We start from the raw sequence: 22,812 nt of genomic DNA on the forward strand, positions 1-22,812 counted from the left end.
CGTAGACCCCCATGCAGGCACTTTGGATGTTGCTGGCGTCCGCCATGTTCGCCATCATGGGTTCGTTCGTGAAACTCGGCACCGAGCACGGCGCCTCGTTGCCGCAAGTCGTGCTTTTTCGCGGACTGCCCTCGGTCATCCTGCTGCTGATCTGGGCCCGGGCCGGCCGCCAGTCCATCATTCCCGTCAGCTGGAAACTCCACCTGTGGCGCAACCTGTCCGGCGTCACGTCCATGTGGCTGGGGTTCTTCGCCATCGCCCATCTGCCCCTTGCCACCGCCACCAGCCTGAACTACACGGCGCCGCTGTTCATCGCCTGTTGGATGCTGGGGTGGGGCGGCGCGCAGCGCGACCCCGTGCGCATCCTGGCGGTGGCATTGGGGTTCCTGGGCGTGATCGCGGTGCTGCGCCCCAGCATCAACGAAGACCAGTGGCTGGCCGCGCTGTTGGGGATGACCGCTGGCGCCATGTCCGCCATCGCCATGATGCAGATCCGCCAATTGGGCCGGGTCGGCGAACCGGAATGGCGCACGGTGCTGTTCTTCTCCGTGGCGGTTTGCGTGTCCAGCCTGGCCGGGCTGGCGTTCGAAGGGTGGGGCCAGGCCGATTGGACGGGCTACCTGTCGCTGTTGGGCGTGGGCCTGTCGGGCCTGTTCGGTCAGTTGGCCATGACGCGCGCCTTCGGCCTGGGCTCGGCGCTGCTGACGGCGGCGCTGCAGTACAGCACCATCATCTTCGCGGCCCTGCTGGGCATGGGATTCTGGGGCGAACAGCTGGACGCCCTGGCCTGGGCCGGCATGGGCCTGATCATTTTCGCGGGTCTGCTGTCGATATGGCGCACCATGCGCGACCCCAAGCCGGCCTGACCCACGGTCGCCACCTTCCCTCACAGGAGCACACCGAATGACGATGACCCTGATTTCCGCCGCCGACCTGGCCAAGCGCCTGGACGCGCCCGACGTGCGCGTGTTCGATGTGCGGCACGATCTGAGCAACCACGCCGCGGGCCGCCAAGCCTACGATGCCGGCCATATTCCCGGCGCGCGCTACCTGGACCATGAAACCGAGCTGTCCGCGGCCCGCACTGGCAAGAACGGCCGCCATCCGTTGCCCTCGCGCGCCGAACTGGCCGCGCTCATGGCTGCCCACGGCGTGACGCCCCAGACCCTGGTGGTGGCGTATGACGGTAGCGGCGGCATGTACGCGGCGCACCTGTGGTGGATGCTGCGCTGGATGGGACACGATCAGGTGGCCGTGCTGGATGGCGGCTGGCAGGCATGGACCGCGGCCGGGCTGCCCACCACGACAGTAGCGGCTGCCCCCGTGCGCGCAGGCCAGCCGGTCGAACCCGGCCCCTCGCTGGCGGCTGCCGTGGACGCCCGGACGGTGCTGGAGAATATCTCCAGCCCCGCGTTTACCGTGATCGATGCGCGCGCGGCCAACCGTTACCGCGGCGAAGTCGAACCCATGGATCCGGTGGCCGGCCATATCCCTGGCGCCCTGAACCGCCCCAATGGCGAAAATCTCCAGCCCGACGGCCGTTTCAAGCCTGCCGAACAGTTGCGCGAGGAGTTCGCCAGCCTGCTGAATGGCCGAGATCCTGCTGCCATCGTGCACCAGTGCGGGTCCGGCATCACGGCTTGCCACAATCTGCTGTCCATGGAGATCGCGGGCCTCTCCGGTTCTCGGCTGTACCCGGGATCCTGGAGCGAATGGTGCAGCGACCCGTCCCGCCCGGTGGCCAAGGGCGCATAGGTCCTCGAAGCCAGGGAGCATGCCCTGGCTTTTTTTATCGGCGTCCTCGACCGCCCGGCTCGGCTCGCGCATTGCCCTCTGCGAACACCCTGGCTCCAAGAAAGTCCACCAGCGCCCGCACTTTAGGTGACGGCTGCCTGCTGGCGGGCCAGAGCATGTGAAAGACGTTGGTGCGTTCCACTTGCCCCGCCAGGACCTGCACCAGGCTGCCATCCGCCAAGGGTTCGCGGATGGCGAAGTCCGGCAGGTAGGCGATGCCCAGGCCTTGCAGCGCGAAGCAGGCGCGTGTCTCGATGTTGTTGCAGATCATGGAGACAGGCAGTGGCAGTTCGGGTTCGCCGGGTCCTTGCCGCACGCCCCAGCTCTCCAGCTTGCCGCTGCTGGGAAAGCGATAGTGCAAGCAGCTGTGATGCAGCAGGTCGGCCGGCGCCTTGGGGGCGCCCCGGCTGGCTAGATAGGCGGGCGAGGCGACCAGCAGAATTCGGAATGTGCCCAGGCGGCGTGCAGACAGGCGGGAGTCGGCGGGTTCACCCGTGCGCACCACGGCGTCGAAACCTTCTTCGATGACATCGACCATGCGGTCAGTGAAGTCCAGGTCGAGTTCGATTTCGGGATAGGCGCGCATGAACTCGCCCAGCACCGGCAGCACCAGCCCGCTGACCAGCGGCAGGCTGACGCGCAAGCGTCCTCTCGGGGCGGCGGCTGCGTGTGACAGTTCCAGTTCGGCCGCCTCGATCTCGGCCAGGATGCGGCGGCAGCGCTCCAGGAACAGGATGCCCTCGGCCGTCAGCGTGACGCTGCGCGTACTCCGGTGGAACAGGCGCACGCCCAGCTTGTCCTCGAGCCGCGCCACGCTCTTGCCAATAGCGGATGCCGACACGCCGAGAAGTCGGCCTGCGGCCACGAAGCTGCGTGTTTCTGCCACCTGTACGAACACGACAAAGCCATTGAGGCTTTCCATCTATTTCCTCGATTGCGGACATTTGGTTCCGCATAAGAAGGAAATGTAGCCTACTTTTTCTTTAATCGCGGGGCTTTTATCGTCTCGGCACCAAGCTTCAACGAGATGCCTGACATGAAGAAATCGACGAATTCACCGCGCCCGCAAACTGCGTACGCGCATCCCGCAGCCCCTCGCGACCGGCTGCCGCTGGGCCCGCTGCTGGCGCTGGCCATGGCGGGCTTCATCACCATCCTGACCGAGGCGCTGCCTGCCGGACTGCTGCCGCAGATGGCGCAGGGCCTGGCCGTATCCCAGGCCAGTATCGGCCAGACCGTGACTATCTATGCGATCGGCTCGCTGGTGGCGGCGATCCCGCTGGTCGCCGCCACCCGGGGCGTGCGGCGGCGGCCGTTGCTGCTGATGGCTATTGCCGGATTCGTGTTGGCCAATACCGTGACCGCGCTGTCATCCGCCTATGTGCTGACGCTGGCTGCACGCTTCCTGGCGGGCGTGTCGGCGGGGCTGTTGTGGGCGCTGCTGGCCGGTTACGCCGCGCGCATGGTGCCCGCGCACCAGCAGGGGCGGGCGATTGCCGTGGCGATGCTGGGGGCGCCGCTGGCGCTGTCGCTGGGCGTGCCGGCTGGAACCTTCCTGGGTGCGCTTTGGGGCTGGCGCGCGGGCTTCGGCATCATGAGCGGATTGGCGTTGATGCTGATGGTCTGGGTGCGCCTGCGGGTGCCGGATTTCGCGGGACAAGCCCGGGGCCGGCAATTGCCGCTACGACGCGTATTCCTGCTGCCCGGCGTGCGTCCGGTGCTGTTCGCGGTGCTGGCTTTCGTTCTGGCGCACAACATCCTCTATATCTACATCGCGCCGTTGCTGGCATCGCTAGGGATGGCCGCAAGCACCGAGCTGGTGCTGCTGGTGTTCGGACTGAGTTCCCTCGTCGGCATTTGGGTGGTCGGGACGCTGATCGACCGCCATCTGCGGGTGCTTACCCTGGCCTGCATCGCGCTGTTCGGCCTGGCCGCGTTCGCGCTGGGTACCGTTGGCGGCATGCCGGCCATGCTTTATTTGTCGGTTGGCGCTTGGGGCGTGGCGTTCGGCGGCTCGCCGACGCTGTTCCAGACTGCGTTGGCCAAGACGGCGGGCGAGGCCGCGGACGTTGCGCAGTCCATGCTGGTGACCGCGTGGAATACGGCGATTGCCGCGGGCGGCGTGGTCGGTGGCGCATTGCTCGAACGCGTGGGAGTGGCCGCTTTCGTGCCGGCGCTGCTCGCTCTGCTGGCGGCGACGCTGGCGGTCGTCTGGACCGCCAGGACGCACGGCTTTCCCGCCAGCCCTACCAAATGGCAGCCAGCTTGACCCGCCCGGAGACGCTCTCGGCGATCTCCAGGAAGTGGTCCAGGGGCGGTGTGGCCAGGCCGGGAACCTTGGCCATGTCGTCCCAGCGCCTCAGGCGAATCGCATCCGGCGCGCCCGGCATGCTCGCGAATTCCACCGCCTGGCTCGCATCGAAACTGCCCCCCTGCAGCGCCAGGCTGCGTTTCGAATCCTCCGAAAGCGACGCTTCATATTGCGGTTCCACATAGCAGAGGTAACGCTTGGCCTCCACATGCAGCCGGATCGGATCCAGCACCGCCGAGCTGAACAGGCCGCGCAGGAAGGGCAGCACGAAATACTGGTGTTTGTCGTCGATACCGCGCAGCGTAGGGGTGCCCGGCCTGTCGGCGATGAGGTGGCCCAGGTCATGCAGCAGGCTGGCGGTGATCAAGTGCGCGCTTGCGCCGTGGCGTTCGGCCAGCGCCGCGGTCTGCAGCGCGTGTCGCAGATGGCTGACGGATTCGCCGTCATAGGAGCGGTGCCCGCGCTCCAGGAAAATCTGCTCGATATCTTGCAAGGTCAAGGCCATGGTTGTCTCCTGAGTGGCCGCATAGGGGAGGGCGGCGCTCAGCCGGCGGCTGGCGCCATCTCCAGAAAGCGCGCGATAAGCTGCACCGGTTGGCGCTCGCGCAGGCAGTACAGGTATTCGTGCATCACGATGTCGGCGCCCTCGATGTCCAGGGCCGCCAGATCGGGATGGGACGGGATTTCGCGCGAGGGAATCAGGCTGATCCCCAGCCCGCACAGAATGGCCTGGCGGATCGATTCGCGGCTGCCGATTTCCAGCGTGCGGCGCACGCTGACGCCAGCCGCAAGCAAGGCGTCCTCCGTCAATTGCCGCGTCATGGAGCCGGGTTCGCGCAACAGCAGCGCGTGATCGGCCAGGTCCGCCAGGCAGAGGCGACCATGGCGCGCGAGAGGGTGATCGCGGTGCGTTACGACACGGATGGGGTCGGCGGCGATCATGCGCCGGTACAGGTGCTTGTCATCCATCAGAAAAGACGACGTGGCAATCTCGATCCGATAGTCATGGAGCGCTTGCAGCATGCTCTGCGAGTTGCCGATGGCCAGGGTCAGATCGATACCCGGGTAGCGCTGGTTGTAGGCGCGCACCGTGTCCATGATGTAGTAAGGGCCGGTGGCGCCGATGCGCAGATTGCCCTCGCGCAAGTCACTGGCGTCGCGCAGGCGGAAATCGATCTCGGTTTCCTGCTGGACCAGCTTTTCCACCATCGGCATCAGGCTGTGGCCGGCATCGGACAGGCGCATGCCGCGGCCCTGGCGGTGGAACAGCTCGACGCCGTAGCGGGACTCCAACTGGCGCAATTGCCCCGTCACCGTGGGCTGGCTGACTCCCAATTGGGCGGCAGCCTTGGTGACGGTGCCGCAGCGGGCCACGGCGTAGAAGGATTTGAGTTCGGCGACAAGCACGGTGCAGGGGGCGGAATAGGGGCGCAATGCGCAAGACCGCCAGTACACCAAAATAATTTGATGTTTTTATTACTGCATTTGCGCGAAGTGTCATAAACACTCAATACGCGTCTTCCATACTGCCTTCGTTCCCAAACCGGAGGCCCCATGGCCGAACGCGATACCGCATTTCTCTCTGTCAGGCATCTTGTGAAGCGCTTCGGCAGCCATACCGCGCTGTCGGACGTCTCGCTCGACATCCGTGCCGGGGAACTGGTGTGCCTGCTGGGTCCCTCGGGCTGCGGCAAGACCACCTTGCTGCGCGCCATTGCGGGCCTGGAGCGCCAGGACAGCGGCACGATCGTGCTGTCCGGCCGCGATATCTCGCACGCCGAACCGCAGGCGCGCGACTACGGCATCCTGTTCCAGTCCTATGCGCTGTTCCCCAACCTGACCGTGGCCCAGAACGTGGCCTACGGCCTGAGCGGCAAGCGCGCACACCGCAACCACGTCGCCAACCGCGTCGAGGAAATGCTGACGCTGGTCGGGCTGGCCGGCGCGGCTGGAAAGTATCCGGGACAGATCTCGGGCGGGCAGCAGCAGCGCGTGGCCCTGGCGCGCGCGTTGGCGCCGTCGCCCTCCCTGCTGTTGCTGGACGAACCCATGTCGGCCCTAGACGCCCGCGTGCGCGAGCATCTGCGCATCGAACTGCGGGCCTTGCAGAAGCGCCTGTCCATCACCACGCTGATGGTCACGCACGACCAGGAAGAGGCCATGGTGATGGCCGATCGGATCGCCGTGATGAATGGCGGAATCATCGAGCAATACGGCACGCCCCGAGAACTCTATCGCCAGCCCGGCTCGGCCTTCATCGCCGATTTCGTGGGCGAGGCGAACTGGCTGCCGTTCGAGCGCGTCGATGCGCACCGTGCCCGCGTGGGCCGGCAGGAGCTGGATGTGGATGAGGCGCTGGGCGCCGCCAGCGGCAAGTTGTTCGTGCGGCCGGAAGCGGTGCGCGTCAGCACCGCGCGTCCGGACCAAGCCAACGCTATGCTGGCCGACGTGCTGGACGGCGTGTTCCTCGGCCGTGGCTACCGCCTGGCCCTCCGCCTGGAAGGCGTGCCCGGCAGCACGGTGCATTCCATCGTGCCCCCCGAAATTGGAGACGCCCTGCTGGGCCCTCACGCTGCCAGCCGCTGCTGGGTGGAGCTGCCGCGCCATGCGATACGCGCCTACGCTTGACCCCGCCATGAGCCATTCCTCCAAGCCGGGCCCCGCGGCTGCGGGCAGCTTCGCTGCGCCCCTGCCGGCGTTGGGCCGCCGTCCGCTGCCGGCATGGATCGGCGCCTTCGGCCTGAGTGCGGGGCAGGGCGCCCTGGCGCTGGGCCAGCTGCTGTTCCTGGCGCTGCCGCTGGCCGCGATCCTGATCAAGTCCGTGACGGACAGCGATGGCGCCTGGGCTGGCCTGTCGGTACTTGCGGGCATCATCGGCGGCGACGGATTCATGAGCATGGTCGGGCGCAGCCTGGCGGTGGGCGTCGTGACCACGCTGCTCGTCGTGCCGTGCGCCTACGGATTCGCCTACGGCCTGACGCGCACGCGCCTGCCGGGCAAGGGGCTGCTGCGCACCATCGCCTTGCTGCCTTTGCTGGCGCCGTCCTTGCTGCCGGGCATCGCGCTGGTGTATCTGCTGGGCAACCAGGGCCTGCTCAAGGGCCTGACCGGCGGCGCGACCATCTACGGTTTCTGGGGCATTGTCGTGGGCGAGGCGTTCTACACCTTTCCGCACGCGCTCATGATCCTGTTGACCGGCCTGGCCCTGGCCGACGGCCGCCTCTACGATGCGGCGCGCGCCATGGGCGCAGGCCCTTGGCGAACTTTCCTGACCGTGACGCTGCCGGGTACCCGCTATGCCGTGTTTTCGGCCTGCTGCGTGGTATTCACGCTGACCGTGACGGACTTCGGCGTGCCCAAGGTGGTTGGCGGCGATTACAACGTGTTGGCGATGGAGGCCTACAAGGCCGTGGTCGGCCAGCAGAACTTCCCCAAGGGTGCTGCCATCGGCATCCTGTTGCTGCTTCCCGCGATCCTGACCTTCGCCCTGGACCGGCGGTTGCGCGCCCGCCAGGGCGCCCAGATGAGCGGCCGGGCCCAGCCCTATGCCGCAGGCGTCCACCGCCGCCGCGATGCTGCCTTCCTGGCGCTGGCCGGCGTGCTGGCGGCATTCCTGCTGCTGATTATCGGTGTGGCGGTGTGGGCCTCGTTCGTGAAGATGTGGCCCTACAACTTGTCGATGTCGCTGCGTTCGTATGACTTCGACAATATGGACGGCGGCGGCTGGCTGGCCTGGCGCAACAGCCTGAAACTGGCGTTCTGCACCGCGCTGGCCGGCACGGCCGTGGTTTTCACGGGCGCCTGGATGATGGAAAAGGTGCCGGCCCGCAGCTCGGTCACGCGGGGCCTGCGCGGCATGGTCGGCATGTTGGCGCTGATGCCCATGGCCGTGCCGGGCCTGGTGCTGGGCCTGGGCTATATCTTCTTCTTCAATAGCCTGTCGAACCCGCTGAACGTTCTGTACGGCACCATGCCGCTGCTGGTCCTGTGCACCATCGTCCATTTCTACACCAGTGCGCATCTCACGGCGGCCACGGCGCTCAACGCGCTGGACCCCGAGTTCGAAGCTGCCTCCGCCTCGCTGAAGGTGCCGCGCCTGACGACCTTCCTGCGCGTGACGCTGCCGATGTGCCTGCCCGCCGCGCTGGATGTGGCCCGCTATCTGTTTGTTTCCGCCATGACGACGGTCTCCGCGGTAGTGTTCCTGTACAGCCCTTCGACGGTCTTGGCCGCGGTCGCGGTGCTGAACATGGACGACGCCGGCTTCATCGGCCCTGCCGCCGCCATGTGCACCGTGATCATGGCCAGTTCGGCCGTCGCCGCCTTGGTCCTGCACCTGGCAAGCCGCGCGCTGGTGGCGCGCAGCCAGGCCTGGCGCCGCCCCGTGGCCCATTGAACGAATTTATTGAAGGATGACTCTCATGACTGTTTCGCCTTTGCCCGTCCGCCTGGAAGCGGTGATCTTCGACTGGGCCGGCACGCTGGTCGACTTCGGCTCCTTTGCGCCCACCAAGGTGTTCGTGGATGCGTTCTCGCAGTTCGGCGTGGAAATGTCGCTGGCCCAGGCGCGAGGCCCGATGGGCATGGGCAAGTGGGACCACATCCGCACGCTCTGCAACGATCCCGTGATCGCCAGCCAGTACCAGGCGCAGTTCGGCCGCTTGCCTGGCGATGACGATGTGACCGCCATCTACGAGCGCTTCCTGCCGATGCAGCTGGAAAAGGTCGCGCAATACTCCGCGGCGATACCCGGAGCGGCCGAGCTGCTGCGCGCCCTGCGCCAGCGTGGCCTGAAGATCGGCTCGTGCTCGGGCTATCCCGCCAGCGTCATGCGCCGCGTGGTCGAGCGCGCCGCCTCCGGAGGGCTGGAGCCCGATTGCATCGTCGCCAGCGATGACGTGCCGCGCGCGCGCCCGGCGCCCGCGATGGCCCTGAAGAATGTGATCGAGCTGGGTATCTCCGACGTGGCCGCCTGCGTCAAGGTCGACGACACCGCGCCCGGCATCGAGGAAGGGCGCCGCGCCGGCATGTGGACGGTGGGCCTGCTGCTGTCGGGTAACGCCGCCGGCCTGACACTGGAGGAATACCTGAGCCTGGACGAAGCGGGTCGCCAGCAAGCGCGCACCGCCGCCAGCCAGGAACTGTCGCCCGTCGCGCCGCATTACCTGATTGACACCGTTGCCGACCTGCCCGCCGTGATCGCCGACATCGAATCCCGCCTGTCCGCGGGCCAGCGTCCCTAACCGTTCTTCTCCCTGATTGCACCGCTTGCCGGGGCCGGTTCCGACCAGCCCCGGGGGCCTCCCTCAGCCATTTTTTCCGCTTACCCACGGAGTCACTTCATGAATCGCTACAAGCTGCTTGCACTGGCCGCCGCCCTGACGGCCGTGATGGGCGCCGCCTCCGCCGAGACCACCCTGACGGTCTACACCGCGCTCGAAGCCGACCAGATCAAGGCCTATCAGGCCGCCTTCGAGAAGGCCAATCCCGACATCAAGATCCAGTGGGTGCGTGATTCCACCGGCATCATTACGGCCAAGCTGCTGGCCGAGAAGAACAACCCCAAGGCCGACGCGATCTGGGGCCTGGCCGGCACCTCGCTGGGCCTGATGGACAAGGAAGGCATGCTGCAGCCCTACGCTCCCAAGGGCCTGGACCAGATCGCCGCCAATATGCGCGACGCCAAGGCCGAACCCACCTGGGTCGGCATGGACGGCTTCGCCGCCGCGATCTGCTTCAACACCATCGAAGCCGAAAAGCAGAAGCTGCCCAAGCCCACTTCGTGGCAGGACCTGACCAAGCCTGTGTATGCGGGCAAGATCGTGATGCCGAATCCGGCTTCGTCGGGCACGGGCTTCCTGGACGTCAGCGCCTGGCTGCAGATCTTCGGTGAGGAAAAGGGCTGGGCCTACATGGACGCCCTGCACAAGAACATCGGCTCGTACACGCACTCGGGTTCCAAGCCCTGCAACATGGCCGCCGCGGGCGAGTTCCCGATCGGCGTGTCGTTCGATTACCGCGCCGCCAAGCTGAAGGCCGACGGCGCGCCCGTCGAAGCCGTGTTCCCCTCGGAAGGCCTGGGCTGGGAAGTGGAAGCCACCGCCATCATGAAGGGCACCAAGCATCTGGAAGCCGCGCGCAAGCTGGCCGACTTCTCCGCCAGCCGCGAGGCCAATGAACTGTACAAGGCCAACTTTGCCGTGCTGGCCATCCCGTCGATCGCCACGTCCAATCCGAACCTGCCGGCCGACCTGATGCAACGCATGATCAAGAACGACTTCACCTGGGCCGCGACCAATCGCGACCGCATCATCGCCGAGTGGACCAAGCGCTACGACGGCAAGTCCGAGCCGAAGAAGAAGTAAGGCTGTTTGACCGCGGCGGCTTCGGCCGCCGCGCCTCGGGGGCACCCGCGAGGGCAGCCTCAACGCATTCCTCTTGCACTGTTCCACAGATGAAAAATTTCGACGTAGTCGTGGTGGGCGCCGGTATGCTGGGCATCGCCCATGCCTGGGCCGCCGCCAAGCGCGGCCTCTCGGTGGCCGTCATCGAACGCAGCCGCCAGGCTCACGGCGCCACCATCCGCAACTTCGGCCAGGTCATCGTGACGGGCCAGGCTCCCGGCATGATGCTGTCTCACGCCCAGCAGGCGCGTGAGCTGTGGCTGGAACTGGCGGACCGCGCGGGCTTTCATGTGCGCGCCAATGGCGCCCTGGTGCTGGCGCGCAATGCCGACGAGGCGGACGTGCTGCAGGAGTTCGCCGAGACGCGCATGCGCCAGGAAGGGTATCGCGCCGAACTGCTCTCGGGCCGCGCGGTGGCCGGGCTGTATGGCGGTCGATTGGCGCATCATTGCGCGGCCCTGCAAGGCCATGACGACCTGCAGATCTATTCGCGCGAGGCGCTGCCCGCCATTACGCGCTATCTGGCGGAGTCGCTGGGCGTGGAGTTCGTCACCGGCACGCTGGCTCGGGCCGTCGAAGGCGGATTGGTGAGCACCTCGGCGGGCGAATTCAAGGGCAGCCACGTGTTCGTCTGCCCCGGGCATGACTACCTGACGCTGTTGCCGGAGCGCTTTGCGCCGATGAATCTGGAGGTCACGCGCCTGCAGATGTTGCGCGCGGCATTCGAGACTCAGCCTCTCGCGCTGGACCGACCCTTGTTGACCGGCCTGTCCTGCGTGCACTACGGCGCGTTCTCCGACCTGCCGTCGGCGCTGGCGCTGCGCGACCTGATCCAGGCGCGAACGCCCATGCTGCTGGAAAACGGCATCCACCTGCTGATCAGTCCCACTCCCTATGGCGAATTGATCATCGGCGATTCGCACCGCTACGGCCAGGACGCGCCGCCGTTCAATGACGAGGCGGTCGACAATGCCATGCTGGACCTGGCGACCCAGGCCCTGGGCGCGCGCTTGCGGGTGCTGGAGCGCTGGCAGGGAGTCTATGGCGCGCACGGTCCGGCGCCGTTCTCGGTCATGCCGGTCGATGCCGCCACGACGGTGGCGGTGATGCACTCGGGTGTGGGCATGACGGTGGGCCTGGCCATCGGCGAGCGCACGGTCGCGGGCGTGCTGGGCCGCTGATTCCGGCAGTTGGCAAAAGAAAAGGCCTCGCGTACGCGAGGCCTTTTGCATGGGAGCGGCGTCGAAGCGGGCTTCAGACGCGTTCCTGCATGATACGGCGATACCATTCGTGGAAGTGCTGCATGCCGTCTTCCATGGGCGACTGGTACGGTCCGGTTTCGTTCACGCCTCGCAGCATCAGCGCCTTGCGGCCCGCGTCCATGCGTTCGGCGATCTCATCGTCTTCGATCGCCGTTTCCATGTAGGCGGCGCGCTGGGCCTCGACGAATTCGCGCTCGAAGGCGGCGATTTCCTCGGGGTAGTAGAACTCGACCACGTTCACCGTTTCCTGGGGACCCTTCGGATACAGCGTGGAGAGCACCAGCACGTGCGGATACAGCTCGATCATGTGGGTCGGGAAGTACGTGACCCAGACCGCGCCGAAATCGGGCGCATCGCCTTCGCGGAACGCCAGCAGGCGGTCATGCCATTGCTTGTACACGTCGGAGCCCGGCTGCGCCAGGGCGTTGTGCACGCCGACCTTCTGCAGGCTGTACCAGTCGTTGAATTCCCAGCTCAGGTCGTCGCAGGTGACGAATCGGCCCAGGCCCGGATGGAACGGACCGACGTGATAGTCCTCGAGGTAGACCTCGATGAAGGTCTTCCAGTTGTAGTTGCACTGGTGCACTTCGACGTGATCCAGCACGTAATCGCCGAAGTCGAATTCCGGACGCGAGAACAGCGGCGCCATGTCGGAGGCCGGATCGCGCGGGCCTTCGAACAGCAGGCCATGGCAGTCACGCAGGCGGAACTTCTGCAGGTTCATGCAGGGCGTGGTGGCGAACTGGGGCGCGCCCAACAACTCGCCCTGGTTGTTGTACGTCCAGCGGTGCAAGGGGCAGACAATATTGCCGCCCGTTGCCTTCAGATTGCCATGCGTATTGCAGTTGCCGGCCACATTGCCGGCCTCGCCGCCAAGCATCAATGCCTGACGGTGGCGGCAGACATTTGAGATGAGTTCGACGCCTTGCTGGTTGCGAACCAGCACGCGCCCTCCGTCTTCCTGAACCAACGTACGCCAATCCCCAATTTCGGGCACCACTTTCTGGTGGCCGACGTATTGTGAGGATTGCTTGAAAATGAGTTCTTGCTCGCGGGCAAAGAGGGCTTCGTCAAAATACGCGCTGACGGGTAGCTGGGTGCGAGCTGGCACTACATGTGCCATCCGACCGATGTCGGTCATGATTCCCCCCGCTCGGATAAAAAAGCCAGGACGGAGGAGCTTTTGCCGGGCGGCTTTGAAATCCGCTGGCTGCGTTCCGTGCTGGCGCGAAGAAAAATCGGTGTCTGGCCGATCAAGTAAGCCGTGAATTGTACCCCAAGCCCTTACCCTGCGCCCGTGAAGAACTGCGAAGCTTGGTGAAGTTATGCCGAGGCCGGCTTAACCATGCGGTGCGCGGCATAACCCCTTGAAGATGTAGGCCTTTCAGACGAATCTGCGCGTCGCGGGATGCCGCCTCAGCAGCCAGCAGCTGGCCGCCGACAGCGCGAACACGACTGCGGCCTGCAAGGGCAGCGTCCAGGCGTCCGCGCGCGCGCCGGTAAGCGCGCCGGCGCGGCGCGCCACGTCCAGGAACAGTGGATGGATCAGGTAGATGCCGAAAGTCAGCGGGGCGAGCGAGGCCATCCGCGGCAAGCGCGGCGACGAGACGATCCACTGGAACGCGGCCAGCGACATGAACGGCACGGTGAGGCTGAAGTAGTCGTAGAAGTAGGTGTCGAGTGCGCGATTGCTGGACATCGCATAGACGCCCAGCGCGGTGGCCGCGACGCTGGCTGCCAGCATCAGACCGGGACGCGGGATGCGCATCTGGCCGTCGAAGATCAGGCGGCCCGCCACGAAGTAGCCCAGGTAGGGCAGGAACCAGGTCAGGAAAAAGCCCGCGGGCGCGCCCAAAGCGCGACGGTACAGTGCGTCCAGGATCGCCACCCCCAGGATGCCCACCACCCACAGCGCGCGGGCGCGCGGCGTGCTGCGCGCATACAGGATCCGCACCAGCGGCGCGAACAGATACAGGCCCACGATCATGTACAGGTACCACAAGTGATAGTAGGGCTCGCCTTGTACCAGCTTGCGCGGCCAGAACGAAAAATCGATGCGGCCGTCGTCCCACCAATCCAGCGCCGTGCGCCACGCCAGGTAGAAGAACGTCCAGAACAGCAGCGGCGCGCAGATTCGAGCCATGCGCCGGCTGTAGAACTGGCGCGCATCTTGCGGCTTGTCGGGATCCAGCAGCAGGGCGCCGCTGACCATGACGAACACAGGCACGCACCAACGCGCCGCCGAGTCGTACAGGTTGGCGGCCAGCCAGGCTCCGCCACCGTAGACGGCGGGGTTGCTGACGATCATGGCCGCGCTGTGCAGCAGCACGACGGCCACCGCCGCCAGCCAGCGGGCGGCGTCCAGGCGCGCATATTTCTCTTCGATGTACGGCATCGGGCTCCCGTTGCGGTGTTTGCCTTTTCACCATAGCAGCGGGGAGCGCCCCGGTTCTGTATCCAGGGGTTAGAGGGCATATCGGCTGCGCACGAAAAACCGGCAGGGGCCACTGGGGCCGCTGCCGGCGGGAGCCTTGCGGCTCGGCGCATTCGTCGACGGGCCGGGGCCCGCCAACGTTTTGTCACGAAACGGCCGGCATCGTCATTGCAAAACGATATTGGCCTGCTTGATCAGCTGCGCCACGATGGGCTGTTCGGTCTGGATCTGCTTGTCCAGTTCGGCCGCCGTGCCCGAGCGCGGATCGATGCCCATGTCCAGCATGCGCTTTTTGATCGTTTCATCCTGCAGCGTTTCGACAAGCGCTTGCTGCAGTTTTTCCATGACTGGGGCGGGGGTGCCCTTGGGGGCCACGAAGCTGAACCAGGCGGTCATGTCGAAGGCCGGATAACCTTGTTCGGCAAGCGTCGCCAGCTTCGGCTGCGTGGGCAGGCGCCCGGGGCTGGTAATGGCGAAGACCTTGACCTTGCCGGCATCGGCCTGCGGCATGCCCGTGGCCACCATGTCGAAGAACAGGTCCACGTCGCCGCTGACCAGGGCCGGCAGGGCCTGGGTCGCGCCTTTGAACGGCACGTGCAGGATGTCGATGCCGGCGCGCTCCTTGAAGAGTTCGCCCGCCAGGTGCGAGGACGTGCCGGGGCCGAAGGTGGCGAAGGTCAGCTTGCCGGGATTCTGCTTGGCGTAGGCCACCACGTCCTGGGTGCTGTTGAACGGCCGCTTGGGGCTGGACAGCAGCACCAGCGGCCCCACGCCGACCATGCCGATGCGGGCGAAGCCGTCGGGGTCGTAGGGCAGTTCCTTGTATAGGTAGCGGTTCGTGACCAGGGTGGAGTTGGTCGCCATCAGGATGGTGTAGCCGTCCGGCGCTTCCCGCGAAACAAAGGCCGCCCCGATCGAGGTGCCTGCGCCCGCCTTGTTCTCGACGATCATGGGCTGGCCCAGCGTCTTGGCCATGCGTTCGGCCAGTATCCGGGTCAGCACGTCGGTGGCGCCGCCGGCCGGGAAGGGCGAGACGACCTTGATCGGGCGGGCCGGATAGGTCTCGGCCTGGGCGCCCAGGGCCGCCGCGCTGAGCAACAGGGTGGCCAGCAATTTGAAGCTAGTGCGAATCATGTTTTCCCCTTGAAATCGCGTGCATGAGTGGAGGGTCGGGCCGGGCTTGGCGTTGCGGGCAACGCTTGCCAGGTCTCGCGCCTTGCTTTAAATTCCGTAAAATGAAATTTAATTTTGTTATTCGAAATAAACTATAAAAACGAAGCGAATAGAAATGCAATCTTTTTCTGACTCCAAGCGCATCGCGCATCCCGCCGCCAAACCGGACAGCAAGGTCGAGCTCAGCCTGCCCGCGCGCCGTAAGCGCGTTGCCGGCTCGGGCGAGGGCGCCAACTCCCCCGACTTCATTACAGCGCTGGCGCGCGGACTCGATGTGCTGCGCTGCTTCCGCCATGGCGTGGCGGCTCTGGGCAACCTGGACCTGGCGCGCCTGACCGGCTTGCCCAAGCCCACGATCAGTCGTATTACCTACACCCTTACCGAATTGGGCTACCTGCGCTATCACCCGGACACCGGCAAGTATTCGCCCGGCTACGGCGTCCTGGCCCTGGGTTTCGGCCTGTTGGCGGGGCTGGAGGTGAGGGAGCTGGCCAAGGCCTCAATGACCGAGCTGGCGCGGGCTACCGGCGGCGCAGTGGCGCTCGGTGCCTTCGACGGCGACGCCATGACCTACGTCGAAGCCATCCACGGCTCTTCGGCGCTGTACCTGCGTTTGCCGGTCGGTTATCGCGCCAGCCTGGACAGCGCCATGGGCCGGGCCTATCTGGCCAGCCTGCCGCCCCAGGCTTGCGCCGACGCGCTGACCCGCCTGGGCGAGGCGGCGCCGGCCGCAGAGGCCATCGAGCGCGCCCGCGCGGAACTGCGCGATACGGGCTGCTGCTACGCGATCGGCGAATGGCAGTCGGGGATCAACGCCGTCGCCGTGCCGTTCTCGTCCATCACCGGCGAAGGGGTCTTCGTCATGAGCTGTGGCGGACCCGCAAGCCTGTTGCCGGAGGCGGACCTGCGCACGCGCGTGGCGCCCTTGTTGCGAGCCGCCATCGTGGGGTTGGCGGGCGCCGCGAGCTGAGACGCGCGGCGCATGGCGGCAAGCCCGACGCTCTTGCGGGTATCTCGTACAATTCACGGATTGATCCACCCCTAGCGCCCTCGGAGACCCGTTTGGCCAAGCCTTCACAAGCCGATCCGCAGATCGATGACCGTCCCATGCCCCAGGATTTCGAAACGGCGTTGGCCGAACTCGAATCGCTGGTAGCGGCCATGGAAGACGGCTCGTTGCCCCTTGAGCAGTCGCTTGCCGCCTACCGGCGCGGCGTGGCGCTCACGCGGGTCTGCCAGGAACGCTTGGCGCAGGCCGAACAGCAGGTCAAGGTCCTGGAGGGCGACTTGCTGCGTCCGCTGGACCCGGCGGCGCTGGATGACGAATAAGAACCCGATGAAGCAAATTCAACTCGCCTTCCCGGAATGGTTGCAGGGCCGCGTGCAGCACGTCGAGGACGTTCTGGACGATCTCTTGCCCCCGGCTGACGCGTTGCCCTCCCGGTTGCACGAAGCCATGCGTTACGCCGTGCTCGGCGGCGGCAAGCGGGTGCGCGCCGCGCTGGTCTACGCCGCGGGGCAGGCATGTCCCGTCAGCGGTAGCGTGCTGGCTGTGCAGGCATCGCTGGACCGCGCCGCGGCCGCGGTGGAACTGATCCACGCCTATTCGCTGGTGCACGACGATCTGCCCTGCATGGACGACGACACGCTGCGCCGCGGACGGCCCACTACCCACGTGCAATTCGACGAAGCCACTGCCATGCTGGCCGGCGACGCGCTGCAGCCGCTGGCCTTCGATCTGCTCGCCTCGATGCCGATCGCGCCGGCCCTGATCGTGCAGGCGACCCAGTCGCTGGCGCGCGCCGCGGGCAGCCAGGGCATGGCGGGCGGGCAGGCCATCGACCTGTTCAGCGTCGGCCACGCGCTGTCGCGCGACGAACTGCAAACCATGCACAGCATGAAGACGGGCGCCATGCTGGCGTGCAGCGTGGCGTTGGGCGGCATCGTGGCGGGCGCAAGCTCCGCCTCGCGCCAGGCGCTGGACGCCTATGCGCAGGCGGTGGGGCTGGCTTTCCAGGTCGTCGACGACATCCTGGACGTGACCGCGGATAGCGCCAGCCTGGGCAAGACGCCCGGCAAGGACGCCGCCGAGAACAAGCCCACGTATGTATCGCTTCTGGGGCTGGACGGCGCGCGCGCGTTCGCCCAGGAACTGCGAGAGGACGCGCTGGCCGCCCTGGCTCCGCTGGGCGAGGCTGGATCGCGCCTGGCTGAACTGGCCGACTTCATCGTCCTACGAGACCGCTGAACCGGGACCAGCCCGGGCTGGAGGCAGGCCGGGCCAACGAACCACATAAAAGCATGACGACAGATTTACTGGACCGCATTCAATCCCCGGCTGACCTCAAGCGCCTGGATCGCCGCGAGCTGAAGAAACTGGCGGACGAGCTGCGCGGCTTCGTGCTGGAGTCGGTATCCAAAACGGGCGGGCACCTGTCGTCCAACCTGGGCACCGTCGAACTCACGCTGGCCCTGCATCAGGTATTCGACACGCCGCATGACCGTATCGTCTGGGACGTGGGCCACCAGTCCTACCCGCACAAGATCCTGACGGGGCGTCGCGCCGGCATGGCCAAGTTGCGCCAGCAAGGCGGAATTTCCGGCTTTCCCAAACGCAGCGAGTCCGAATACGACGCCTTCGGCACCGCGCATTCGTCCACATCGATCTCGGCGGCGCTGGGCATGGCGGTGGCGTCGCGCAATGCCGGCGTGCAGCGCCAGCACATCGCCGTCATCGGCGACGGCGCGATGTCCGCGGGCATGGCCTTCGAAGCCATGAACAATGCCGGCGTCACTCCCAATATCAACCTGCTGGTGATCCTGAACGACAACGACATGTCGATCTCGCCGCCGGTGGGGGCGCTGAACCGTTATCTGGCGCGCCTGATGTCGGGCCGCTTCTACGCGGCCGCCAAGAATGTGGGGCGGGCGGTGTTGCAGCACGTGCCGCCGGTGCTGGAACTGGCGCGCCGCTTCGAGGAACACGCCAAGGGCATGGTCACGCCGGCCACGCTGTTCGAGGAATTCGGCTTCAACTACGTCGGCCCGATAGACGGGCACGACCTGGACGCGCTGGTGCCCACCCTGCAGAACCTCAAGGCGCTGGAAGGCCTGCAGTTCCTGCATGTCGTGACCCGCAAGGGCCAGGGCTACAAGCTGGCCGAGGCTGACCCGGTGCTGTATCACGGGCCCGGCAAGTTCGATCCGGCGGTCGGTATCCAGCAATCGAAGGCGCCGGGCAAGCGCAGTTTTACGCAGGTGTTCGGCCAGTGGCTGTGCGACATGGCCGAACAGGATTCGCGCCTGGTCGCCATTACGCCCGCCATGCGTGAAGGCAGCGGGCTGGTGGAATTCGAAAAACGCTTTCCGCAACGCTATTTCGACGTGGGCATCGCCGAGCAGCACGCCGTGACCTTTGCCGCCGGCATCGCCTGCGAAGGCCAGAAACCGGTGGTCGCGATCTACTCCACCTTCATGCAGCGCGGTTACGACCAGTTCATCCATGACGTGGCCTTGCAGAACCTGGACGTGACTTTCGCGTTGGATCGTGCCGGTCTGGTAGGGGCGGACGGCGCCACCCATGCCGGCAACTACGACATCGCCTTCCTGCGCTGCGTACCCAACATGGTCGTGGCCACGCCCTCGGACGAAAACGAAACGCGGCTGCTCCTGTCGACCTGTTATCAGTTTCCCGGTCCGGCATCGGTGCGCTATCCGCGCGGTGCGGGTTGCGGCGCGGCCGAAGAGGCAGGCCTGGGCACGGTCGAACTCGGCCGCGGCGTGGTGCGCCGCGAAGGCCGCAAGATCGCTATCCTGGGCTTTGGCACCCTGGTCCAGGCCGCGCTTGGCGCCGCCTCCCAGCTCGACGCCACGGTGGCCGACATGCGCTTCGTGAAACCCATCGACCGGGAGCTGATCCTGGACCTTGCCAGCCGCCACGACGCGCTGGTTACGCTGGAAGACGCCTCCATCATGGGCGGGGCGGGCAGTGCCGTGCTGGAAACGCTGAGCGCGGCCGGCGTCGCGATCCCGGTGCTGCAGTTGGGCCTGCCCGACGAATTCATCGATCATGGCGAGCAGTCCGCCCTGTGGGCGGGTATCGGCCTGGATGCGGCCGGCATCGAGCGTTCGATCCGCGCCCGCTACGCCGACCTGCTGGGCTGATTCCGGTCCCATCCCGCGGTGCCGGGCCTGGCCCGGCACCGCGGGAATGAAACACACTGTTCCGGCCCCGCTAACCTACGAATAGAAGGGTTTTCCCTGGCGGTTGGCGGACTATGGGCGATAATGGCCCCCTCTCATCAGATTCCTAGGCCGTGCGTATTCGCGACTGACCGCCTAGACAGGTAAGCCGAAATGAATTCTCCGATCGACCCCGCCATCGTGATGCCCGACGTCCAGAGCTCGGCGGACACGCGGCACATCCCGATCCAGCGCGTGGGCATCCGTGGCGTGCGCCACCCCATGTTGATTGAAAGCGGCGACGGCTCGCCCCAGGGCACCGTGGCCAATTGGACGCTGACCGTGGCGCTGCCGCCCGAAGAAAAGGGGACGCACATGTCCCGCTTCGTGGCCTTGCTGGAAAAGTACCGCAGCATTCCCATGACGCCGACCCTGTTCCGCGCCATGGCTGCCGACATGCTGCCGCTGCTTCACGCCGAGCGCGGTGACATCACCGCCGCCTTCCCGTACTTCATCAACAAGTCTGCCCCGATTTCCGGCGTGCAAAGCCTGCTGGACTACGAAGTGCAGTGGATCGCCCGCGCCCACGGCGACGAGGTCGAGTTCGAACTCATTGTGCAGGTGCCCGTCACCAGCCTCTGTCCCTGCTCCAAGGCCATCTCCGAGTACGGTGCGCACAACCAGCGCTCACACGTTACGGTGTCCGCCATCCTGAACGCCGACATCGGCATGGACGGCGTCATCCGCCTGATCGAAGAAGAGGGTTCCTGCGAGCTGTGGGGCCTGCTCAAGCGCCCGGACGAAAAGTACGTCACCGAGCGCGCCTACGACAACCCCAAGTTTGTCGAGGACCTGGTCCGCGACGTGGCTGCCCGCCTGAACGCGCATCCTGGCATCGCCCGCTATCGCGTGGAAGCCGAGAACTTTGAATCCATCCACAACCACTCGGCCTACGCCGTCGTCGAAGGTTGAGCTTGCCGTGAGCCATCCGGCGGCCAATGACTGGCCGCTCATCGCGGGGCTGCAGGATTGGGAATCGCGGCTGGCCAGCAATCTGGCCAGCCGCGGCCGTTTTGGCGTCGCGCTCTACGAGTTCTTTCGTTTCGGCGTGAAGCAGGCCTGGGCTTGCCTGTTCGGCGGCCTGATGTGCGCGCTGCTGCTGGGCACCCACTGGTGGTATCCCAAGGACGCCTGGCTGGCCCGCTATGACTTCCTGACGCTGGCGGCGCTGGGCATACAGGCCTTGCTCCTGGCGCTGCGCATGGAAACCTGGAGCGAAGCCCGCGTGATCCTGCTGTTTCATGTGGTGGGCACCGGCATGGAAGTGTTCAAGACGGCCGCCGGCTCGTGGCTCTATCCCGAGGCCAGCATGCTGCGCATCGGCGGCGTGCCCCTGTTTACGGGCTTCATGTATGCGGCGGTGGGCAGCTACCTGGCGCGGGTCTGGCGCCTGTTCGACTTCCGCTTCCGCGCCCACCCTCGCGTGGCGGCCACGGTGGTGCTTTCCGTGCTGATCTACGTGAATTTCTTCGCGCATCACTACGTCATGGATTTCCGGTGGGTCCTGTTCGCGCTGACCGCCGTCCTGTTCGCGCGCACCTGGGTGTACTTTCGGATCTGGCGCGTCTACCGCCGCATGCCTCTGCTGTTGGGCTTCGTGCTGGTGGCCCTGTTCATCTGGTTCGCCGAGAACATCGGCACCTTCGCCAATGCGTGGCGCTATCCCAACCAGTCGCAGGGCTGGGAGCTGGTGTCCATTGCCAAGCTGGGCTCTTGGTTCTTGCTGATGATCATCAGCTATGTCATGGTCAGCGTGGTCAACCGTCCGCAGGAAATCGATGTTGCCGATTTGCCGCGGCCGGCAGGCCGGGACGGTGGAAACGGCCTGTCCCTTATTCCTTGAAGCCCTTTTCGGCTTGCACCTGGCCGCTCAATCGGTGATAATCGAGAGCTTTCTTGCTCGACCGCCCATGGTTTTTGGGTAGCGGGCTGCCCCTTGCGGGCCACGTCTACGATGCATTAGTGATGCAAATCAATGATGCAAATCCACCCCTGATGGAAAGCGCGGGTGCAAGACGGTCGGCCGGCGAGACATCCTCAAGGAGTTTTACTCATGCGTCACTACGAAGTGGTGTTTATCGTTCACCCCGACCAAAGCGAGCAAGTGCCCGCCATGGTCGAGCGTTACCAAGCGCTGGTCACGGGCCAAGGCGGCTCGGTTCACCGCCTGGAAGACTGGGGTCGCCGTCAACTGGCCTACCCGATCCAGAAGCTCGTCAAGGCTCACTACGTCTGCCTGAACATCGAGTGCGGCCAAGCCACGCTGGATGAGCTGGAACACTCGTTCCGCTACAACGACGCCGTTCTGCGCCACCTGGTCATCAAGACCAAGAAAGCCCAGACCACGCCCTCGATCATGATGAAGTCGGTCGAGCGCGAAGAAGCCCGCAAGGCTTCGGCGGAAGCGGTCGCGGCTCAGGCCGAGTAAGCAGGGCTCACGCAGAGCCCATCCCATGAAGTCCCCTTGGTGCCTGGCAGGATGAACAAGCTGGAACTCAGCGCCCGCGTTCTCGAATGCGAGCCTCTGCGCCACACTCCCGCCGGATTGCCCGCACTGGAAATGGTGCTGGCGCACGAGTCGGAAGTCATCGAAGCTGGCCACCCGCGCCGCGTCGAACTGACTATCGCGGCCGTGGCACTGGGCGACCTGGCGTTGCTGCTGAAGGACACGGCCTTGGGGTCCGAATTGCTGGTGCAGGGGTTTTTGGCTCCCACCCGCAAGGATTCCGTAAAGGTCAAGCTGCATTTGCAGCAGGCACGCAAGGTCAGCGGCAGCGCAGGACGCGATCCGCTGGTGGCTTGAAGGGAATTGGGCAAAGGGCGCGATGAGCGCCTTCTGAATACGGATAGGTTATGGGGGTCAGGGCCCATCAAGGGTAAAACCAGCCCCCTCAAACAAAGAGGCACATATCATGGCTTTCTTCGGAAAACGCAAGGAAAAACGCAAATTCACGCAGCAGAACCCGCTCTTCAAGCGTCGTAAGTTCTGCCGCTTCACCGCTGCCGGCGTGGAAGAGATCGACTACAAGGATCTGGACACCCTGCGCGACTTCGTGCAAGAAAACGGCAAGATCATCCCGGCTCGTCTGACCGGCACCAAGGCAATCTATCAGCGCCAGCTGGACACCGCCATCAAGCGCGCGCGCTTCCTGGCCCTGTTGCCTTACACCGACAACCACAACTAATCCGGGG

The 22,812-nt window shown here is 65.7% G+C and carries 23 protein-coding genes; 17 read left to right on the top strand and 6 right to left on the bottom strand.

Annotated elements, in window-relative coordinates; translation table 11 throughout:
* The first annotated feature begins 11 nt into the window (after positions 1–11).
* Both VCS63_RS11245 and VCS63_RS11250 read left to right on the top strand, forming a co-directional pair.
* Complete coding sequence (locus VCS63_RS11245) at positions 12–866, top strand: DMT family transporter (protein ID WP_042792601.1); 855 nt, start codon at positions 12–14, stop codon at positions 864–866.
* 37 nt (positions 867–903) lie between these two features.
* On the top strand, positions 904–1,755 hold the full coding sequence (locus VCS63_RS11250; RefSeq protein ID WP_323879759.1) for a sulfurtransferase: 852 nt from the start codon (positions 904–906) through the stop codon (positions 1,753–1,755).
* A 34-nt stretch (positions 1,756–1,789) separates the two neighbouring features.
* Here the strand turns inward: VCS63_RS11250 and VCS63_RS11255 are convergent, their stop codons facing one another.
* Positions 1,790–2,716: a LysR family transcriptional regulator gene (locus VCS63_RS11255; RefSeq protein ID WP_323879760.1), complete on the bottom strand. Its 927-nt coding sequence runs from the start codon at positions 2,714–2,716 to the stop codon at positions 1,790–1,792.
* Positions 2,717–2,830: 114 nt separating this feature from the next.
* On the opposite strand from VCS63_RS11255, the gene VCS63_RS11260 reads away from it, so the two are divergent.
* Positions 2,831–4,063 (top strand): MFS transporter, encoded by a 1,233-nt coding sequence (locus VCS63_RS11260; protein WP_323879763.1) that lies wholly within the window; start codon positions 2,831–2,833, stop codon positions 4,061–4,063.
* Here VCS63_RS11260 and VCS63_RS11265 read toward each other — a convergent pair.
* Positions 4,041–4,610 (bottom strand): phosphonate degradation HD-domain oxygenase, encoded by a 570-nt coding sequence (locus VCS63_RS11265; RefSeq protein ID WP_063961840.1) that lies wholly within the window; start codon positions 4,608–4,610, stop codon positions 4,041–4,043. The two genes, VCS63_RS11260 and VCS63_RS11265, sit on opposite strands and share 23 nt — an antisense overlap.
* A gap of 38 nt (positions 4,611–4,648) precedes the next feature.
* On the bottom strand, positions 4,649–5,512 hold the full coding sequence (locus tag VCS63_RS11270) for a LysR family transcriptional regulator (RefSeq protein WP_042796856.1): 864 nt from the start codon (positions 5,510–5,512) through the stop codon (positions 4,649–4,651).
* A 147-nt stretch (positions 5,513–5,659) separates the two neighbouring features.
* Here VCS63_RS11270 and VCS63_RS11275 point away from each other — a divergent pair, with 147 nt between their 5' ends.
* The 5 genes from VCS63_RS11275 (at position 5,660) to VCS63_RS11295 (ending at position 11,690) form a co-directional block, all read left to right on the top strand.
* A complete protein-coding gene (locus tag VCS63_RS11275) occupies positions 5,660–6,733 on the top strand; it encodes a putative 2-aminoethylphosphonate ABC transporter ATP-binding protein (RefSeq protein ID WP_063641671.1) in 1,074 nt (357 codons plus the stop codon).
* Positions 6,734–6,740: 7 nt separating this feature from the next.
* The gene (locus tag VCS63_RS11280) at positions 6,741–8,501 is read left to right on the top strand and encodes a putative 2-aminoethylphosphonate ABC transporter permease subunit (RefSeq protein WP_323879767.1); all 1,761 of its coding nucleotides are present in this window, start codon (positions 6,741–6,743) and stop codon (positions 8,499–8,501) included.
* 25 nt (positions 8,502–8,526) lie between these two features.
* Positions 8,527–9,348, top strand: a complete 822-nt coding sequence (gene phnX / locus VCS63_RS11285) for a phosphonoacetaldehyde hydrolase (RefSeq protein WP_416379187.1) — start codon at positions 8,527–8,529, stop codon at positions 9,346–9,348.
* Positions 9,349–9,447: 99 nt separating this feature from the next.
* Positions 9,448–10,470 (top strand): putative 2-aminoethylphosphonate ABC transporter substrate-binding protein, encoded by a 1,023-nt coding sequence (locus VCS63_RS11290; RefSeq protein ID WP_238914367.1) that lies wholly within the window; start codon positions 9,448–9,450, stop codon positions 10,468–10,470.
* A gap of 89 nt (positions 10,471–10,559) precedes the next feature.
* Complete coding sequence (locus VCS63_RS11295; protein WP_323879770.1) at positions 10,560–11,690, top strand: TIGR03364 family FAD-dependent oxidoreductase; 1,131 nt, start codon at positions 10,560–10,562, stop codon at positions 11,688–11,690.
* Between the two features lie 73 nt (positions 11,691–11,763).
* Here VCS63_RS11295 and VCS63_RS11300 read toward each other — a convergent pair whose 3' ends face one another.
* From VCS63_RS11300 to VCS63_RS11310, 3 genes are all read right to left on the bottom strand, one after another.
* Entirely contained in the window at positions 11,764–12,912 is a 1,149-nt protein-coding gene (locus tag VCS63_RS11300) for an aromatic ring-hydroxylating oxygenase subunit alpha (protein ID WP_063641668.1), read from the bottom strand.
* A 243-nt stretch (positions 12,913–13,155) separates the two neighbouring features.
* Positions 13,156–14,166 (bottom strand): acyltransferase, encoded by a 1,011-nt coding sequence (locus VCS63_RS11305; RefSeq protein WP_042792609.1) that lies wholly within the window; start codon positions 14,164–14,166, stop codon positions 13,156–13,158.
* A 204-nt stretch (positions 14,167–14,370) separates the two neighbouring features.
* Positions 14,371–15,339, bottom strand: coding sequence for a Bug family tripartite tricarboxylate transporter substrate binding protein (locus VCS63_RS11310; RefSeq protein WP_063641667.1), 969 nt, complete (start codon positions 15,337–15,339; stop codon positions 14,371–14,373).
* 154 nt (positions 15,340–15,493) lie between these two features.
* Here VCS63_RS11310 and VCS63_RS11315 point away from each other — a divergent pair, with 154 nt between their 5' ends.
* From VCS63_RS11315 to rpsR, 9 genes are all read left to right on the top strand, one after another.
* Positions 15,494–16,348, top strand: coding sequence for an IclR family transcriptional regulator (locus tag VCS63_RS11315; protein ID WP_323879775.1), 855 nt, complete (start codon positions 15,494–15,496; stop codon positions 16,346–16,348).
* 92 nt (positions 16,349–16,440) lie between these two features.
* Complete coding sequence (locus VCS63_RS11320) at positions 16,441–16,707, top strand: exodeoxyribonuclease VII small subunit (protein ID WP_042792612.1); 267 nt, start codon at positions 16,441–16,443, stop codon at positions 16,705–16,707.
* 7 nt (positions 16,708–16,714) lie between these two features.
* Entirely contained in the window at positions 16,715–17,626 is a 912-nt protein-coding gene (locus VCS63_RS11325) for a polyprenyl synthetase family protein (protein ID WP_042792614.1), read from the top strand.
* Between the two features lie 53 nt (positions 17,627–17,679).
* On the top strand, positions 17,680–19,542 hold the full coding sequence (gene dxs, locus VCS63_RS11330) for a 1-deoxy-D-xylulose-5-phosphate synthase (RefSeq protein WP_164794419.1): 1,863 nt from the start codon (positions 17,680–17,682) through the stop codon (positions 19,540–19,542).
* 192 nt (positions 19,543–19,734) lie between these two features.
* Complete coding sequence (folE2, locus tag VCS63_RS11335; RefSeq protein WP_063641665.1) at positions 19,735–20,532, top strand: GTP cyclohydrolase FolE2; 798 nt, start codon at positions 19,735–19,737, stop codon at positions 20,530–20,532.
* Between the two features lie 7 nt (positions 20,533–20,539).
* Complete coding sequence (locus VCS63_RS11340; protein WP_042792617.1) at positions 20,540–21,463, top strand: DUF817 domain-containing protein; 924 nt, start codon at positions 20,540–20,542, stop codon at positions 21,461–21,463.
* 210 nt (positions 21,464–21,673) lie between these two features.
* Positions 21,674–22,048, top strand: a complete 375-nt coding sequence (rpsF, locus tag VCS63_RS11345) for a 30S ribosomal protein S6 (protein ID WP_006393715.1) — start codon at positions 21,674–21,676, stop codon at positions 22,046–22,048.
* Between the two features lie 51 nt (positions 22,049–22,099).
* A complete protein-coding gene (gene priB / locus VCS63_RS11350) occupies positions 22,100–22,423 on the top strand; it encodes a primosomal replication protein N (RefSeq protein ID WP_042792618.1) in 324 nt (107 codons plus the stop codon).
* A 109-nt stretch (positions 22,424–22,532) separates the two neighbouring features.
* Positions 22,533–22,805: a 30S ribosomal protein S18 gene (gene rpsR, locus VCS63_RS11355; RefSeq protein ID WP_006218308.1), complete on the top strand. Its 273-nt coding sequence runs from the start codon at positions 22,533–22,535 to the stop codon at positions 22,803–22,805.
* Positions 22,806–22,812: the final 7 nt, after the last annotated feature.

The organism is Achromobacter sp. D10, from assembly GCF_035282245.1.
GTDB classification, from domain to species: domain Bacteria; phylum Pseudomonadota; class Gammaproteobacteria; order Burkholderiales; family Burkholderiaceae_B; genus Achromobacter; species Achromobacter insolitus.

Coding starts and splice junctions, on each gene's coding strand:
- VCS63_RS11245 (WP_042792601.1), top strand. CDS start 12: ATGCAGGCACTTTGGATGTTGCTGGCGTCCGCCATGTTCGCCATCATG.
- VCS63_RS11250 (WP_323879759.1), top strand. CDS start 904: ATGACGATGACCCTGATTTCCGCCGCCGACCTGGCCAAGCGCCTGGAC.
- VCS63_RS11255 (WP_323879760.1), bottom strand. CDS start 2,716: ATGGAAAGCCTCAATGGCTTTGTCGTGTTCGTACAGGTGGCAGAAACA.
- VCS63_RS11260 (WP_323879763.1), top strand. CDS start 2,831: ATGAAGAAATCGACGAATTCACCGCGCCCGCAAACTGCGTACGCGCAT.
- VCS63_RS11265 (WP_063961840.1), bottom strand. CDS start 4,610: ATGGCCTTGACCTTGCAAGATATCGAGCAGATTTTCCTGGAGCGCGGG.
- VCS63_RS11275 (WP_063641671.1), top strand. CDS start 5,660: ATGGCCGAACGCGATACCGCATTTCTCTCTGTCAGGCATCTTGTGAAG.
- VCS63_RS11280 (WP_323879767.1), top strand. CDS start 6,741: ATGAGCCATTCCTCCAAGCCGGGCCCCGCGGCTGCGGGCAGCTTCGCT.
- phnX (WP_416379187.1), top strand. CDS start 8,527: ATGACTGTTTCGCCTTTGCCCGTCCGCCTGGAAGCGGTGATCTTCGAC.
- VCS63_RS11290 (WP_238914367.1), top strand. CDS start 9,448: ATGAATCGCTACAAGCTGCTTGCACTGGCCGCCGCCCTGACGGCCGTG.
- VCS63_RS11295 (WP_323879770.1), top strand. CDS start 10,560: ATGAAAAATTTCGACGTAGTCGTGGTGGGCGCCGGTATGCTGGGCATC.
- VCS63_RS11300 (WP_063641668.1), bottom strand. CDS start 12,912: ATGACCGACATCGGTCGGATGGCACATGTAGTGCCAGCTCGCACCCAG.
- VCS63_RS11305 (WP_042792609.1), bottom strand. CDS start 14,166: ATGCCGTACATCGAAGAGAAATATGCGCGCCTGGACGCCGCCCGCTGG.
- VCS63_RS11310 (WP_063641667.1), bottom strand. CDS start 15,339: ATGATTCGCACTAGCTTCAAATTGCTGGCCACCCTGTTGCTCAGCGCG.
- VCS63_RS11315 (WP_323879775.1), top strand. CDS start 15,494: ATGCAATCTTTTTCTGACTCCAAGCGCATCGCGCATCCCGCCGCCAAA.
- VCS63_RS11325 (WP_042792614.1), top strand. CDS start 16,715: ATGAAGCAAATTCAACTCGCCTTCCCGGAATGGTTGCAGGGCCGCGTG.
- dxs (WP_164794419.1), top strand. CDS start 17,680: ATGACGACAGATTTACTGGACCGCATTCAATCCCCGGCTGACCTCAAG.
- folE2 (WP_063641665.1), top strand. CDS start 19,735: ATGAATTCTCCGATCGACCCCGCCATCGTGATGCCCGACGTCCAGAGC.
- rpsF (WP_006393715.1), top strand. CDS start 21,674: ATGCGTCACTACGAAGTGGTGTTTATCGTTCACCCCGACCAAAGCGAG.
- priB (WP_042792618.1), top strand. CDS start 22,100: ATGAACAAGCTGGAACTCAGCGCCCGCGTTCTCGAATGCGAGCCTCTG.
- rpsR (WP_006218308.1), top strand. CDS start 22,533: ATGGCTTTCTTCGGAAAACGCAAGGAAAAACGCAAATTCACGCAGCAG.